Raw genomic sequence first — 13,201 nt, forward strand, 5'->3', positions numbered from 1 at the left:
CTCTCCGGCCACAGCACTAGCCGCGCGCGTTCCGGATGCCGATGACCGCCGGCCCGGCGGAGGTTGTCGGTGTGGCGTGGAACCATGAGGTGTCCATGACGCGTCACCGTTCGCGCGTCGGATCGCACACCACGACCCATCAGGAGAAGCGCATGGCAAACCCGTACGAGGTGACGCCTCCTCCGCAGGCACCGCGGCGTTCGGGAGGCGGCAAGCTCCCCGCCGTCCTGGTCATCGTCCTCGTCATCGTCGGCATCATCGGACTCTCCCGGTGGCTCGGCAAGGACAGCGACCCGGGCAACGGCAAGGGCTCGTCGGTCTCGGCCACCGCGTCCCCCTCCGCCAAGCCGTCCAAGGACGCGGCCAACCCCGAGTCCTCCTCCGACACGTCCAGTTCGTGGAAGGTCGGCGACTGCGGCGGCCCCGACCCGGACAACAAGCCGGACGGCTACCGGCCGCAGAAGTGCTCGGCCACCGGCGCCACCTTCAAGGCCATCGACATCAAGGACGCCAGCATGTTCCCGGGCGCGATCCAGTGCCCGGCCGGTACCGACCTGATGATCCAGGTGAGCATCTCCTACGGTTCCAGCAAGAAGGGCGGCATCCCCACCAACACCGTCTGCGGCCGGAACCTGTCCGGGGAGCACCCGGGTGACGCGGGCGCCGGCGGCGGCCAGCTGGTGCAGGGCGACTGCATCGACTCGCAGGCCCAGGAGGTCCCCTGCGCCTCGGCCGGCAAGGGCACGTACAAGGTGCTCGGCCTGACCAAGACCGAGGACGAGTGCCCGTCCGGCACCAACGAGCCGATGAAGCTCACCATGGCCATCGGCCGGCCCTACGACGTGATCTGCGGCAAGGGCTGACGCCGCGGCCGCCCCGACCGCCGGTCCAGTCATGTGCCGGGGGTCGGGTGCGGTGAGGCAGAGCTAGTCAGGGGCATACGAGGCACCTGGGGAAGCGGGCAAGACAGCTCCGGAGCTGACCGGTTCGGGGAGCACGTCACCAGGGCTACGGAATGGAAGACCGTGCCCTTGAGGTAGTGGCCCAGGGATACGTCGCCGCCCCACGTGAGCCGCTCGACAGCGGCGTTCACCAGGGCCACGAGACGAGCCACGTCCCGGTCACTTTCGGAGGCGTACCGGGGTGCGAACTCTGCGAGCTGTGTACCCAGCCACTCCCCGGCCTCCTTCAGCTCCGTCCACGTTCCCCTGATGAGCGAAGGCGGCTTCATGAGCCAGAACGCGGTTTCGATAGGCGGCACGTCGGAGGTCGGGAACTCGATCACCGCCCTGCGATAGCGGTCAACGAGCCCTTGGGGGATGCCGGGCGGAGGCTGCGGCCCCGCTGGTCTACGGGTGCCTTCCTGGTCGAACGTCGCCTTCTCTCCGAGCCATGCGTATCCGTGGTGGTGCACTGCAGCTCCGTTCCGGAAATGGCGACGGCCCCGCCCGTCGGCGTACAGGGCAGGGCCGTCCGTTCGGGTGGTGCCTTAGGTCAGGCGGAGAGTCCGAACCTCTCCGGGTCGATCCCGGCCGCGTCCAGTTCGGCCGTGGTGAAGCGCAGCGGCTCGGCGTCGGGCCGCTTGCTGTCGCCCATGGCCCAGACGCCCGGGGCGATGGCTGCGAGGGTCACGCATGCCTCGCCGTCTGGGTGGGTGCTGCCGCCGCACGCCTTCGCGAAAGAGGCGCCGTCGATGTTGAGGTCGTACAGGTCGGTCATCGTCGTCCTTCCTGATCTGTCGGCGGCCCCGAACGGGGCCGTCCCCCGCCCTGAGTCAGGCGGAAGTCACGGGGTGGCGAAGGGTTTCGGCGATCTGCTCCACCACGTCGGCCGGGAGCTTGCCGAGGTCCACGTAGGCCCCACCGGCGTGCGTCACGATGGGCCGAAGACTGCCCCACACGGATTCAGGTACGCCGAGGGTTGTCAGGGCCGCCCGTATGGACTGCGCGGCGTTGTCGGCCCGGCCCCAGGCATCTCGCCAGGTCTGCATGTCCATCAGTGGCCGGTCTCGTGCATGCGGAGGAGGACGTTGCAGTCGGCGACCGTCGCGCCGTCCCCCTCCGTTCCGGCAGCCCTTCGCAGCTGATCCAGCCGTCGGCACTCGGGGCATCCGGGCACGGCCCGGGGCCGTGGGCGCTCCTCCCGCCATGGCAGTGTCACCGGCCGCTCTTGCCACCGAGTGGGTTCCGTCTTCGTCACGCCGCACCCCTTTGCCGTCGCCTTCGGTTGAGGACAATCCTTCACCGGTCGGCAGCGACGCAGTGCGATCATGCGCGTCTTGGACTAAAGATCATCTGAGGGCGGCTGCGCACCCTCCGAGGAAGGCCCGCGCCGCGTCGTCGAAGAGCGCTCGGTCCTCAAGGTGCGTGAATTCCTCCAGGTGCCCCGTCACGTCTCGCGGATCACGGAAGACCATGACTCCCGACGACAGTTCCACCGTGGCGATGCGTTCGTCGTAGACCGTGAAGGTGTTCAGAGGTGCGGGGCCCGTCGGCACGGTTATCGGGATGACTCCCAGCCGGACGTTCGGAAGGTGTGTGAGCGAAGCCAGGTGGTCGATCTGCACGGCCAGCGCATCGGGCCCTACGAGCGGCCATCGAACAGCCTGTTCCGTGAGCACGAACGTGAACCGCTTCGATCGGTCGTAGACCACCTGCTGCCGTTCCAGTTTCCGGGCGATGGTCTTCGAGTGGTCGCCGGGGACGTGGGCGAGGCTCGCCCGGATGTACTCCGGGGTCGAGAGGAGCCCGGTGATCATCGACAGGAGGAAGAAGCGGATGTCAGCTGACGACGCCTCCAGGCTGGCAAGTTCAAGCTGCTTCTTGTCCAAGCCCTTGCGTCGCATCCCACGGGCGCCCTGCCACTCCGTGTTCGCCAAGCGCGCCAGAGCCAGGACCTGGGTCACCAATGCCGGTGGTGCTTCGCAGGCTCGAAGAAGCTGTTCCACGTCCAAGAGGGAGGGACGAATCTTGCCGTTCTCGATACGGCTGACCTTGGACTGCGACATGTTGCAGCGGGCGGCGGTCCGGACTCCGGAGAGTCCGGACCGCTTGCGCACCGCTTTCAGCAGGGCTGCCAGTTCCTCACCCGACTGGCCCAGCTCATCGGCCTCGACACTCACGTAGCGACGTACTCCAGGAACGGCACAGAGGCTCCCAGGGCGATCCGCTGGTACTCGACGAACGGTGCGGGATCGCCCTCAAACAGCTCGCGGCTGATCTGCTTGCCGTCCGGCTCGTAGTGCATGAGCACGATCGTGCTGCGGTCGAACATCCAGAAGTCCGGCACGTTCGGCAGCGGGTTCGTCCGGTCGGTCACGTCGAGGATCCGGATGTCTTCTCCGGCGGGCGCCTGGTGCCGGTAGTAGCGATCGAACTCGAAGCGTAGGTAGTCGCTGAGCGGGCGCGTCAGGATGTGTACGCGCCCTACGTTCCGGGTGCGCACCATCTCGGTCCATGCGTCCTCGTACGGGCCGGGGAAGCGGGTGCCCGCACGGTACGCGGCGAACTCATCCGCTTCTTGCGGCACGAGGTACTGCGGCAAGGTTTCAAGCCGCCAGGCCTCCGTCTGGAACGTCTTGAACTTGGCTGCCCAGTCCTCACCATCCAAGAGCACGAACGGCCTCCCTCAGCACGCTCTCGGGGATCTCTACGAGCCCCTCACCGGTCGGTGGAACGAAGGCGTCGGACAGGTCGCCTTGGACGATGAATGATCCGGATGCGGTCCGGTAGACGTTGGGGCAGTCTCCCTGCCCACACTCCCCGTTCCCATTGCCGGTGAGCCTGGTCAGTTCCTCGCGTGCCATGGGGAACCCCCTTCGTGACAGGCCCCGGACGGACCTCATGGCCACGACCGTACGAGCAGAGGCCCTGAGCGTCCATGCGTGAACGCGACTATGCGCGTTGTCGCATAAAGAGACACTCGCCGGTGATCCTGCTGAGGTCCGTCAGATCAGGTGGTCGAACTCGCCGGCTTTGACTCCGAGGATGAACGCACGGAGCTTCTCCACTGTGGTGGTCACGACCACGTCCGGGTCGTCGCTCTCCCGCATCTTGATCGCGCCGTCGATGGGCGCCAGTTCGACGCAGCTCTGATTGTCGTCCGGTCCCGAGAACGAGGACTTCTGCCACTTGATTCCGTCGGTCATGCGCCTTGACTCACACTTCCTGAGCGATGCGGTGAATGTGTTCCCTCGACTCTTCCGGTCCGAGCGAGATCGACTCAATGGCTTCGAGGAGCCCTCGGTACTTGGCCAGCTGAGCCTCTGCGTCGAGGAAGCCGCCGTCGAAGGCACTGTCGATCTGAACGGTGTCGAGCGCCGGAATGGCGCCCCCTGCATAGAGCATCGAGTGCACGGAGCCCGTGATCTGCCGGTCGAACGGAATGATCCGGACGGTAACCGACGGCCAGCGGGACACTTCGTCCAAGAACGCGAGCTGCTCCTGCATGACCTCTGCGTCGCAATACCGCATGCGCAGAGCGGCCTCGTGGATGAACGCCTCGAAAGGGGTGGGGCGAGGGCGGTCGAAGATGACGCGGCGCTTCGTGCGATGCTCGACGCGCGTGCTCACCTCGCGCGGGGGAAGGTCGGACATGCCGCTGCGGATCAGGCTCCGGGCGTAGGCCTCCGTCTGGAGCTGTCCCGGGACGTGCAGCATCTGGATGACCCGTATGTACGTGGCGTGAAACTCCAGTTCGGCCACGTCGAGGAAGCCCGGTGACAGCAGCCCGCGGTACTCGTCCCACCACCCCTTGCCGCGCTCCTCGGCCATGGCCGCCAGGGCGTCGACCAGATGTTTGTCCGTGGCCGAATAATGGGCGGCCAGGCGGCGGACACGTTCGTCGCTGACTCCGTAGCGGCCCGATTCGATGTGGCTGATCTGGGCCCGTTCGCCGCCCAAGTACGCGGCGGCGGTGGCGCCGTTCATGCCGGCTTTCTCGCGCAGTTTGCGCAGCTCCGCGCCCAAGCGCCGTTGGCGCGCGGTCGGATAGCTCCTTGGCGGCAAGACCCCTCCATCTCATCCGGATACGAGTGTGCCGCTCGTTCCGGCTGAGGTCCACTCAATCGGATGTTATGGCCGTCCCACTGTTGTGCCGTCCCAATGTTGTGCCCTACGTTCCGTGTGTCGGAAAGCCGGATCGCCGCCCGAAGTGCAGCCACTTACAGCCCCGTTGGGGCGAATCGGTGGCCAGGGACACGGGTCGTGACGGCATGAGCCGCATACCTCCGTGTTGGGAGATGACCGTGACGAACACGAGCGCCAAAACCCCTGCCGAGTGCCCGCCCGGGCAAGGGCTCACCTATCGAATGGTCGCGCCGAGCCGGGCCGACACGGCCAGGATCGCCCGTGACTGGGTGGTGTCCGTACTGCGGAGTGCCGGGCGAGGGGCTGCGGAGGAGCGGGCGCGGCTGTGTGCTTCCGAGGTGGTGACGAATGCGTACCGGCACACGGATACGCGGGAGATCGGCGTCGAGGTGGTGCTGTGGGACGACCGTGTGACGGTGTATGTCTCCGACTGCGGTCCTGAGCGGTGGCCGTCGGAAGCCGGAAAGGGACTGATGGCGACCAGCGGACGGGGGCTCGCGCTCGTCGCGGCCTACTCCGACGACTGGGCGGCGGTGGCGCAGGGGGAGTATGTCAAGGTCGTCTGGTTCACCGTCCTGGGCGGGGCGTGACGCGTGTGCCCCCGCCCAAGAGGGCGCGGCTCAGAGCACCGCCACCGGGGCCACCGGGGTGCCGGTGGCGCCGACGAAGGGTTCCGGCATCGCCGAGAGGAGGAAGGTGTAGCGGTTCTCTTCTGCACAGGCTGTGGACAACTTTTCGAGGTTCCAGTTCTGGCCCTGGTGCATGCCCATCTCGACCAGGTCGAGGGCGTGGACGGGGAGCCAGAGGTTGTCGATCTCCGGCGGGAAGATCTCGAAGGTCAGGGTGTCATTCGCCACCGCCGCCACGTCCCGGGCGTGGAACCACTCCGGGGTGCGGACGGACAGGCCGGGGGACGGGAAGCCGTAGCCGTGCTTGTCGCCCGCCAGGTAGACCTGGACCTGGCCGGTGCGGACCAGGACGATGTCGCCGGGCCCGACCGTCACCCCGCCGAACTCCTCGGCCTCCGCCAGGTCCTCGGGTGTCACCGCGTGCCCCCCGGGCAGCCGGTCCAGGCCCTTGGCCCGCGCCACGTCCAGCAGGACGCCGCGCGAGACGATGGGGCCGGCCTTGTCGATGCCGCTGAACTCCGCGCGGCCGTGCGCCGTGATCGAGGACGCCGGGCGGCCGTTGTAGATCTTCCCCGAGTGCGAGACGTGCGTGAGGGCGTCCCAGTGGGTGCCCGCCTGGAGCCCCATGGTCACGGAGTCGTCGCTGCACGCCACCGTGCCCGGCCCGAAGATCTCCTGGTTAATCTGCACCATCGTGTGCAGCGGGTTGACCCGGCCGGGGATCAGGCCCGCCTGCACCCCGTCCTCCTTCAGCGGCAGGGCCAGCGCTATCCGGCGGCCGGTACGGATCTGCGCCGCGGCCGCCCGTACCACCTCGTCGGTGATGAGGTTGAGGGTTCCGATCTCGTCGTCGGCGCCCCAGCGCCCCCAGTTGTTGACGCGCTTGGCGATGTCGTGGAACTCGGCGGGCAGGGTCATGAGGTCCCCCAGGGCTTGTGCTCCGGTATCTGACTGGTCATAGAATCTAACGGTCCGTCAGAAAACGCGGGAAGGGGCCGGACGTGGGGAACTTCTTGGCAGGCAAGGTCGTGGCCGTCACCGGCGCCGGCCGGGGCATCGGGCGGGCCGTGGCACTCGCCGCGGCCGCCGAGGGCGCCAAGGTCGTCGTCAACGACTACGGCGTCGGGATCGAGGGCGGGGAGCCGGCGAGCGAGATAGCCGACGGCGTGGTGAAGGAGATCCTCGCCGCAGGCGGGGAGGCCGTCGCCGTCGCGGACGACATCTCGACGATGGCGGGCGGCCAGCGCATCGTCGACACGGCACTGGCCCGCTACGGGCGCATAGACGGCGTCGTCTGCGTGGCCGGCATCCTGCGCGAGCGGATGCTGTTCAACATGTCCGAAGAGGAGTGGGACCCCGTGGTCGCCACCCACCTCAAGGGCACCTTCACCGTCTTCCGCGCCGCCTCCGCCGTCATGCGCAGGCAGGGCGGCGGCACCCTGATCGGCTTCACCAGCGGCAACCACCAGGGCTCGGTCGCCCAGGCCAACTACAGCGCCGCCAAAGGCGGGATCATCTCGCTCGTCCGGTCCGCCGCGCTCGGCCTGGCCAAGTACGGGGTCACGGCCAACGCCGTCGCCCCCGTCGCCCGGACCCGCATGTCGGCCAACGTCCCCATGGAGCTCAAGGAGATCGGCGAGCCCGAGGACGTCGCGGCGCTGGTGACCTACCTGCTCTCCGACAAGGCCGTCGCCGCCGGCGGAGAGAAGATCACCGGGCAGGTCTACACGATCGCCGGCCCGAAGATCGCCGTCTGGGCGCAGCCGCGCGAGCTGCGCGCCGGATACGCCGAGGGCTCCTGGACACCGGAGAAGATCGCCGACTTCCTGCCCGGGACGGTGGGCACCGACCCGATGCCGATGCTCGCGCAGCTGGAGGCCATGGCCAAGGCGGCGGCCGCCAAGGACCGCCCCAACGCGTAAGGGGGCGACACGGCGTGGACTTCAGCTTCGGCGACGGGGACGAGGAGCTGCGCGGCCGCGCCCGGGCGTGGCTCGCGGAGCACCTCGTGGGCCCGTACGCCCAGGCCCGCGGCCTCGGCGGGCCGGGCAGCGAGCACGAAGGGGTCGGGGCCCGGCGCGTGTGGGAGCGCGAGCTGGGCCGCGGCGGCTGGATCGGGCAGGGCTGGGAGGCCGCGCCCGGGGCGTACGGACAGCAGCGGCTCTCCCTCACCGGGCAGGTGGTGTGGGCCGAGGAGTACGCGGCGGCCCGCGCGCCCGGTCGGGTCGGCCACATCGGGGAGAACCTCCTCGCGCCCACCCTGATCGCGTACGGCAGCCAGGACCAGCGGGACCGCTTCCTGCCCGGCATCGCGCGCGGCGAGGAGCTGTGGTGCCAGGGCTACAGCGAACCGGGCGCCGGCTCCGACCTCGCGGGGATCCGCACGGCCGCCGTACGGGACCGGGCCGACGGGGCCTTCCGCGTCACCGGGCAGAAGATCTGGACCTCCCTCGCCCGGGACGCCGACTGGTGCTTCGTGCTGGCCCGCACCGAGCCCGGATCCCGGCGCCACCGCGGGCTGTCGTTCCTGCTCGTACGGATGGACCAGCCCGGGCGCATCGAGGTCCGGCCGATCCGGCAGATGTCGGGGACCTCCGAGTTCAACGAGGTGTTCTTCGACGGGGCGGTGGCGGCGGAGGTCGTCGGCGCGCAGGGCGAGGGCTGGACCGTGGCCATGGGCCTGCTCGCCCTGGAGCGGGGGGTCTCGACCCTGGTCCAGCAGATCGGCTTCGCGACGGAACTGGAGCGGGTGGTCCAGGCCTACGCGGCTTCGGGCGCCGCCGATCCCGATCCGGTGCTGCGCGGGCGCCTCGTACGGCAGTGGGCCGAACTGCGCACCATGCGGTGGAACGCCCTGCGCACGCTCGGCTCCACGGACGACCCGGGGGCCCCGAGCGTCGCCAAGCTGCTGTGGGGCGGGTGGCACCGGCGGCTCGGCGAGCTGGCGGTGGAGGTCCGCGGCGCGGCGGCCTCGGCCGGGCCGGGCGCCTGGGAGCCCGGGCTCCCGTATGAGCTCGGACTCGACGAGGAGCAGCGGCTCTTCCTGTTCACCCGCGCCGACACGATCTACGGCGGCTCGGACGAGATCCAGCGCAACATCATCGCCGAGCGCGTGCTCGGCCTGCCTAAGGAGTCCAGGTGAGAGGCGTCGTGTTCGACGGCAAGCAGGCCCAGGTGGTCGACGACCTGGAGATCCGCGATCCGGGACCGGGGGAGGTGCTGGTCGCGATAGCGGCGGCCGGCCTGTGCCACAGCGACCTGTCGGTGATCGACGGGACGATCCCCTTCCCGCCCCCGGTGGTGCTCGGGCACGAGGGCGCGGGGGTGGTCGAGGCGGTCGGCTCGGGGGTCGCGCACGTGGCCCCCGGCGACCACGTGGCGCTGTCCACGCTCGCCAACTGCGGGGCGTGCGCGGACTGCGACCGGGGCAGGCCGACGATGTGCCGCAAGGCGATCGGGATGCCCGCGCAGCCCTTCTCGCGCGGTGGGAAGCCGTTGTTCCAGTTCGCCTCGAACTCCGCCTTCGCGGAGCGCACGATCGTCAGGGCCGTGCAGGCGGTGAAGATCCCGGACGACATCCCGCTGACGTCGGCGGCGCTGATCGGCTGCGGGGTCCTGACGGGTGTGGGCGCGGTACTGAACCGGGCGAAGGTGGACCGCGGCGATTCGGTGGTCGTCATCGGCACGGGAGGGATCGGACTCAACGTCCTCCAGGGCGCGCGGATCGCGGGCGCGACCACCATCGTGGCGGTCGACGCGAACCCGGCGAAGGAGGCGGCGGCCCGGCAGTTCGGCGCCACGCACTTCATCGACGCGTCCGCCGTCCCGGACTCCTCGGCGGCCGTGAAGGAGATCCTCCCGACGGGCACCGACCACGCCTTCGAGTGCGTGGGCAACGTCAAGCTGATCCGGCAGGCCGTCGACCTCCTCGACCGGCACGGGCAGGCGGTCCTGCTCGGGGTGCCCGGCTTCACGGAGGAGGCCTCCTTCCTCGTCTCGTCCATGTACCTGGACAAGACGATCATGGGCTGCCGGTACGGGTCCTCGCGCCCGCAGCGCGACATCGCGCTGTACGCCGAGCTCTACCGGCAGGGCAGGCTGCTGCTGGACGAGTTGGTCACCGAGGTCTACCCGGTCGAGGACTTCGCCAAGGCCGCGGACGACGCCCACCACGGGCGGGTGGCCCGGGGGGTGCTCACCTTCTGATTCCAGGGGTCATCCGGCCGGGGTGGTACGAGGACCGCTTGACCACCGGGGTCAGGGCCAGGGGGTCAGGGCGGCGAGGAGGGCGGGCAGCCGGCTGCAGCCCGCCACCTCGCTCCAGGGCCACAGGCAGCAGCAGGACGAAGCCCCCCGCCTGATCGAGATCCGCAGGTTGACGGCCGGGCGGGGATGCCGGGGGCGCAGGGCCCGGTCAGTCGGCGAGGCGCCCGAAGCGGCCCTTGTGGAACAGTAGCGGCTCACCCTCGCCGGCCGCGCCCATGGCCACGACCCGGCCCACGACGATGAGGTGGTCCCCGCCGGTGTGGACGGCGTGGATCCGGCAGTCGATCCAGGCGGGCACGTCGTGGAGCTGCGGGGATCCGGTGCCGGGTGCGGGGGTGTGGGCGACCCCGGCGAACTTGTCGGCGCCGCTGACGGCGAAGGACCGGCACAGCTCGCCCTGATCGGCGCCCAGGATGTTGACGCAGAACACCCCGGCGCGGGCGATGCGGGGCCAGGTGGTCGACGTACGGGCCACCATGAAGGTCACCAGGGGCGGGTCGAGGGAGAGCGAGGCGAAGGACTGGCAGGCGAAGCCGGCCGGTCCGTCCTCGCCCTCGCCGGGCGGCGCGGTGATGACGGTGACCCCGCTGGCGAAGTTCCCGAGCACGGCCCGGAATTCGGCCGGGCTGACGGGCGCGCGCTCGTCCTCCCCCACGGCCCGCAGGTCGGGTCGCGGCAGGGCGTCGACGCGCTCGGTCTCCTGCTCCGGCGAGGCGGAGGTGGGGGAGCCGACTGACCTGAGGTATCGGACGACGGTGGCCGCCATCCCTGCGTGTCCCATCACACTGTCGATTGAAGTTGACGGCTCGTCAGATGGGAAGGGCGGTGCAGGGTCCACGTCAATTGATCAGCGGGGTATGCGCGGCGGCTGTGGTGGCTTCGGCGGGAAGGCGGAATGGTTCGCAAGGGTTCGCAAGGGTTGCCAACTCCCCTGCAGTTAACGAGACATGGCCCAGATGCGCGCGCCCGGGAGTGCGTGTGTACAGTCTTCGCCAACGACAAGGGCGTCGGGGGCTGGGGTGGGTATGGGGGACGGTTTTCGCTACCGGGCCGAGCGGATCGCACTGGGTGCGATGGCGGTGGCAGGCATAGCGGTCCTGCTCGCCGACCTCCTCGGGTGGCTCGACAAGATGGCCCCCGGGGGAGCGCTCCCGAAGATCACCTTGCTCATCCTCAGCACGGTCACCCTGTTCCTCCTGATGGAGTTCGAACGCCTGAAGGTGCTCGACACCATCAGCACGCAGATGTCCGATCTCCACGTCGACGGCTTGGGCGAGCTCCGGCGCACGCGCTACCTCGGCGCGGTCCAGGTACACCGGACCTTCCCCCACGCGCCCTTTCTCGAGCTCGTGAGGACTGCCCGCTGGCAGGTGTCCATCCTGCAGACCTGGATACCCAACCTGCACCTGTTCGTGAGGGAGCTGGCGAAGGCCATTGCCGAGCGGCAGGTGGAGGTGCGCATCCTGCTGCTGCGCCCGTCGTCCCTCGCGGCAGGGCTGCGCCACGACGCGTTGGAGACCGGAGAGCCCGACAGGGAGATGATGGACGTGGAAGGGAGCCTGCGGCTCCTCAAGTCCGTCTACGACGAGGTTCCGCCGGAGCTCCGGAACAAGCTCCAGGTGAAGCTCTACAACTCCCTGCCCTCGATCGCCGTGTACAAGGCCGACGAGCGCTATCTGGTCAGCTCGTTCCTGCACGGCAAGCTCGCCATCGACTCCACCCAGATCGAGATCGAGGGGTCCGGCACCGTGATGGGCCAGGAGGTCCAGGTTGAGCTGGACAATTTGTGGAGCATCGGCCGCGATGTCGATCTCCGTGACTGGCACATGTCAATCGAATCCATGGATTAGTGATCGGACCGGCGAGAGAGGGAACGGCCGTGCAAGAACTGGACACGTTCGAAGACGAACTGATCGAGCAGTACAAGCAGCACCCGGTATTGGCGAACATCGCGCGGCTCTCCGACGAGGACTTCGCCGCGATCCTGCTCCAGCGCCGCTTCCTGTCCCTGGCCTTCACCCCGGCCTACGACCTGGCGATCGATCTCCTGCAAGACGAGGCGGCGCTGAGGATCGCCCGCGTCATCCTGCGCGAGGAGTATCCGGACAGCCGCGGGTACACGCACTCGCACCGCGAGGACATGACGGGCGACATGTTCCGGCTCGGCGTCTCCAGGGAGGCCCTCGTCCACACGAGGCCGACGGCAGCGACGAAGGAGGCCATCGACGCCACCTTCGACCTGATCGCGGACGCCGGTGCCCATGACGACTCCGACCTGCGGCTGTTGACGATCCTGCGCTTCTGGGGCGAGATCCTGGTCTCCGTCGAGTACGGGCGCCTGTGGGAGCGCATGGAGCCCTTGCTGCTCCATGACGGGGAGAACCGGTCGCGCTTCTACTACCCGCACTTCAAGCACGATGCCAAGGCGCGCTCCCTCGCGACCGCGGGACTGCTGTCCGTGACCCACCCCGACCGCCTGGCCACCAGACTCAGGGAGTTCCTCGCCAACGAGGGTGAGGGGGCGGCCGACTCCTTCAGGGAGGCGGAGCAGCGCTCCCTCCAGGTCAAGGTGAGCTTCTACGACCAGTTCCTGCCGGCGCTGGAACGGCTCGGAATCTGAGGCGGCCGTTCTTTCGTATGCCTCCGCCGCCTCCACACGGGTGAAACCCCGGCTCGCCGGAGGGCCGTACGCCCGCCGGCGCGCGGGGGGTCGGCATCGTGGCCGGCGGACTCGTACCGCAGGACCCGTAGGAGGCATTTCATGCTCGGCACCGACTTCCGTACCGGATCTCCCAACTGGCTCGACCTCGGCAGCCCCGACACCGCCGCCGCCGTCGAGTTCTACGGCAACGTCTTCGACTGGGACTACGTCTCCGCCGGGCCCGAGGCGGGCGGTTACGGCTTCTTCCAGCTGGACGGCAAGACCGTCGCCGCCCTCGGTCCGCTCACGGAGGAAGGGGCCGAGTCGGCCTGGACGGTGCACTTCAACACCGTTCCTAGTCAGTGAGCAGGAGTGGGTCTTGGACCCATTCCTGGTCGCTGCGGGCATCCCGAACGGTTTTGGATGTCCTGGTCTCCCGCGTTCGCTCCGTGTCCGGCGGCACGCATCGTGTGCGTGGTCCGGGGATGCGGGGGCGGGGTTCCTCACGCCCGAGGGTGCCCGGTTGGGCCTGGACGGTCCGATGCCCGCGACGATCACTCTGGTCGTCGTGGGGCGGT

At 69.1% G+C, this 13,201-nt stretch carries 17 protein-coding genes and 2 pseudogenes; 8 read left to right on the plus strand and 11 right to left on the minus strand.

Annotation, left to right across the window (positions count from 1 at the left end):
• Nucleotides 1–152 precede the first annotated feature (152 nt).
• Nucleotides 153–863, plus strand: coding sequence for a hypothetical protein (locus tag J7E94_RS12285; RefSeq protein WP_215014923.1), 711 nt, complete (start codon nt 153–155; stop codon nt 861–863).
• A 29-nt stretch (nt 864–892) separates the two neighbouring features.
• On the opposite strand, the gene J7E94_RS34465 is transcribed toward J7E94_RS12285, so the two are convergent.
• From J7E94_RS34465 to J7E94_RS12320, 8 genes are all read right to left on the minus strand, one after another.
• Nucleotides 893–1,414: a hypothetical protein gene (locus J7E94_RS34465; RefSeq protein WP_308344943.1), complete on the minus strand. Its 522-nt coding sequence runs from the start codon at nt 1,412–1,414 to the stop codon at nt 893–895.
• Nucleotides 1,415–1,494: 80 nt separating this feature from the next.
• Nucleotides 1,495–1,719, minus strand: a complete 225-nt coding sequence (locus tag J7E94_RS12290; RefSeq protein ID WP_215014925.1) for a DUF397 domain-containing protein — start codon at nt 1,717–1,719, stop codon at nt 1,495–1,497.
• Nucleotides 1,720–1,774: 55 nt separating this feature from the next.
• Nucleotides 1,775–1,990: a hypothetical protein gene (locus J7E94_RS12295; RefSeq protein WP_251056551.1), complete on the minus strand. Its 216-nt coding sequence runs from the start codon at nt 1,988–1,990 to the stop codon at nt 1,775–1,777.
• Nucleotides 1,991–2,290: 300 nt separating this feature from the next.
• Nucleotides 2,291–3,121 (minus strand): helix-turn-helix transcriptional regulator, encoded by an 831-nt coding sequence (locus J7E94_RS12300; protein WP_215014928.1) that lies wholly within the window; start codon nt 3,119–3,121, stop codon nt 2,291–2,293.
• The gene (locus tag J7E94_RS12305; protein WP_215014930.1) at nt 3,118–3,615 is read right to left on the minus strand and encodes a DUF6879 family protein; all 498 of its coding nucleotides are present in this window, start codon (nt 3,613–3,615) and stop codon (nt 3,118–3,120) included. Before J7E94_RS12305 ends, J7E94_RS12300 begins: the two co-directional genes overlap by 4 nt.
• Nucleotides 3,599–3,805, minus strand: coding sequence for a hypothetical protein (locus tag J7E94_RS12310; RefSeq protein WP_215014931.1), 207 nt, complete (start codon nt 3,803–3,805; stop codon nt 3,599–3,601). The genes J7E94_RS12305 and J7E94_RS12310 overlap by 17 nt, the downstream gene beginning before the upstream one ends.
• A 141-nt stretch (nt 3,806–3,946) precedes the next feature.
• Nucleotides 3,947–4,147: a DUF397 domain-containing protein gene (locus tag J7E94_RS12315; protein ID WP_215014932.1), complete on the minus strand. Its 201-nt coding sequence runs from the start codon at nt 4,145–4,147 to the stop codon at nt 3,947–3,949.
• Between the two features lie 10 nt (nt 4,148–4,157).
• The gene (locus J7E94_RS12320) at nt 4,158–4,967 is read right to left on the minus strand and encodes a helix-turn-helix transcriptional regulator (RefSeq protein ID WP_308344946.1); all 810 of its coding nucleotides are present in this window, start codon (nt 4,965–4,967) and stop codon (nt 4,158–4,160) included.
• Between the two features lie 278 nt (nt 4,968–5,245).
• Here J7E94_RS12320 and J7E94_RS12325 point away from each other — a divergent pair, with 278 nt between their 5' ends.
• Nucleotides 5,246–5,677, plus strand: a complete 432-nt coding sequence (locus tag J7E94_RS12325; protein WP_215014934.1) for an ATP-binding protein — start codon at nt 5,246–5,248, stop codon at nt 5,675–5,677.
• 30 nt (nt 5,678–5,707) lie between these two features.
• On the opposite strand, the gene J7E94_RS12330 is transcribed toward J7E94_RS12325, so the two are convergent.
• Complete coding sequence (locus J7E94_RS12330; RefSeq protein WP_215014935.1) at nt 5,708–6,634, minus strand: cyclase family protein; 927 nt, start codon at nt 6,632–6,634, stop codon at nt 5,708–5,710.
• Nucleotides 6,635–6,717: 83 nt separating this feature from the next.
• Here J7E94_RS12330 and J7E94_RS12335 point away from each other — a divergent pair, with 83 nt between their 5' ends.
• The 3 genes from J7E94_RS12335 to J7E94_RS12345 are packed head-to-tail and all read left to right on the plus strand — an operon-like array spanning nt 6,718 to nt 9,922.
• Nucleotides 6,718–7,638, plus strand: coding sequence for an SDR family NAD(P)-dependent oxidoreductase (locus J7E94_RS12335; protein WP_215014937.1), 921 nt, complete (start codon nt 6,718–6,720; stop codon nt 7,636–7,638).
• 14 nt (nt 7,639–7,652) lie between these two features.
• On the plus strand, nt 7,653–8,858 hold the full coding sequence (locus J7E94_RS12340) for an acyl-CoA dehydrogenase family protein (protein ID WP_215014940.1): 1,206 nt from the start codon (nt 7,653–7,655) through the stop codon (nt 8,856–8,858).
• Nucleotides 8,855–9,922, plus strand: a complete 1,068-nt coding sequence (locus J7E94_RS12345) for a Zn-dependent alcohol dehydrogenase (protein ID WP_215014941.1) — start codon at nt 8,855–8,857, stop codon at nt 9,920–9,922. Before J7E94_RS12340 ends, J7E94_RS12345 begins: the two co-directional genes overlap by 4 nt.
• 208 nt (nt 9,923–10,130) lie before the next feature.
• Here the strand turns inward: J7E94_RS12345 and J7E94_RS12350 are convergent, their stop codons facing one another.
• The gene (locus J7E94_RS12350) at nt 10,131–10,748 is read right to left on the minus strand and encodes a flavin reductase family protein (protein WP_215014946.1); all 618 of its coding nucleotides are present in this window, start codon (nt 10,746–10,748) and stop codon (nt 10,131–10,133) included.
• Between the two features lie 259 nt (nt 10,749–11,007).
• Here J7E94_RS12350 and J7E94_RS12355 point away from each other — a divergent pair, with 259 nt between their 5' ends.
• The 3 genes and pseudogenes from J7E94_RS12355 to J7E94_RS12365 all read left to right on the plus strand — a co-directional run.
• Nucleotides 11,008–11,832, plus strand: coding sequence for a hypothetical protein (locus tag J7E94_RS12355; protein WP_215014942.1), 825 nt, complete (start codon nt 11,008–11,010; stop codon nt 11,830–11,832).
• Nucleotides 11,833–11,861: 29 nt separating this feature from the next.
• Nucleotides 11,862–12,602: a hypothetical protein gene (locus J7E94_RS12360; protein ID WP_215014944.1), complete on the plus strand. Its 741-nt coding sequence runs from the start codon at nt 11,862–11,864 to the stop codon at nt 12,600–12,602.
• A 141-nt stretch (nt 12,603–12,743) separates the two neighbouring features.
• Nucleotides 12,744–12,974 (plus strand): annotated as a pseudogene (locus J7E94_RS12365) (VOC family protein); the annotation flags it as partial.
• 4 nt (nt 12,975–12,978) lie between these two features.
• Here the strand turns inward: J7E94_RS12365 and J7E94_RS34470 are convergent.
• Nucleotides 12,979–13,201, minus strand: a pseudogene (locus J7E94_RS34470) (IS200/IS605 family accessory protein TnpB-related protein); the annotation flags it as partial.

This window comes from Streptomyces sp. ISL-94, assembly GCF_018614075.1.
In the GTDB taxonomy this organism is placed as follows: Bacteria; Actinomycetota; Actinomycetes; order Streptomycetales; family Streptomycetaceae; genus Streptomyces.

Bases quoted from the DNA above. Each gene is read 5' to 3' on its own strand.
- J7E94_RS12285 (WP_215014923.1), top strand. From the start codon at position 153: ATGGCAAACCCGTACGAGGTGACGCCTCCTCCGCAGGCACCGCGGCGT.
- J7E94_RS12290 (WP_215014925.1), bottom strand. From the start codon at position 1,719: ATGACCGACCTGTACGACCTCAACATCGACGGCGCCTCTTTCGCGAAG.
- J7E94_RS12295 (WP_251056551.1), bottom strand. From the start codon at position 1,990: ATGCAGACCTGGCGAGATGCCTGGGGCCGGGCCGACAACGCCGCGCAG.
- J7E94_RS12310 (WP_215014931.1), bottom strand. From the start codon at position 3,805: ATGGCACGCGAGGAACTGACCAGGCTCACCGGCAATGGGAACGGGGAG.
- J7E94_RS12315 (WP_215014932.1), bottom strand. From the start codon at position 4,147: ATGACCGACGGAATCAAGTGGCAGAAGTCCTCGTTCTCGGGACCGGAC.
- J7E94_RS12330 (WP_215014935.1), bottom strand. From the start codon at position 6,634: ATGACCCTGCCCGCCGAGTTCCACGACATCGCCAAGCGCGTCAACAAC.
- J7E94_RS12350 (WP_215014946.1), bottom strand. From the start codon at position 10,748: ATGGCGGCCACCGTCGTCCGATACCTCAGGTCAGTCGGCTCCCCCACC.
- J7E94_RS12355 (WP_215014942.1), top strand. From the start codon at position 11,008: ATGGGGGACGGTTTTCGCTACCGGGCCGAGCGGATCGCACTGGGTGCG.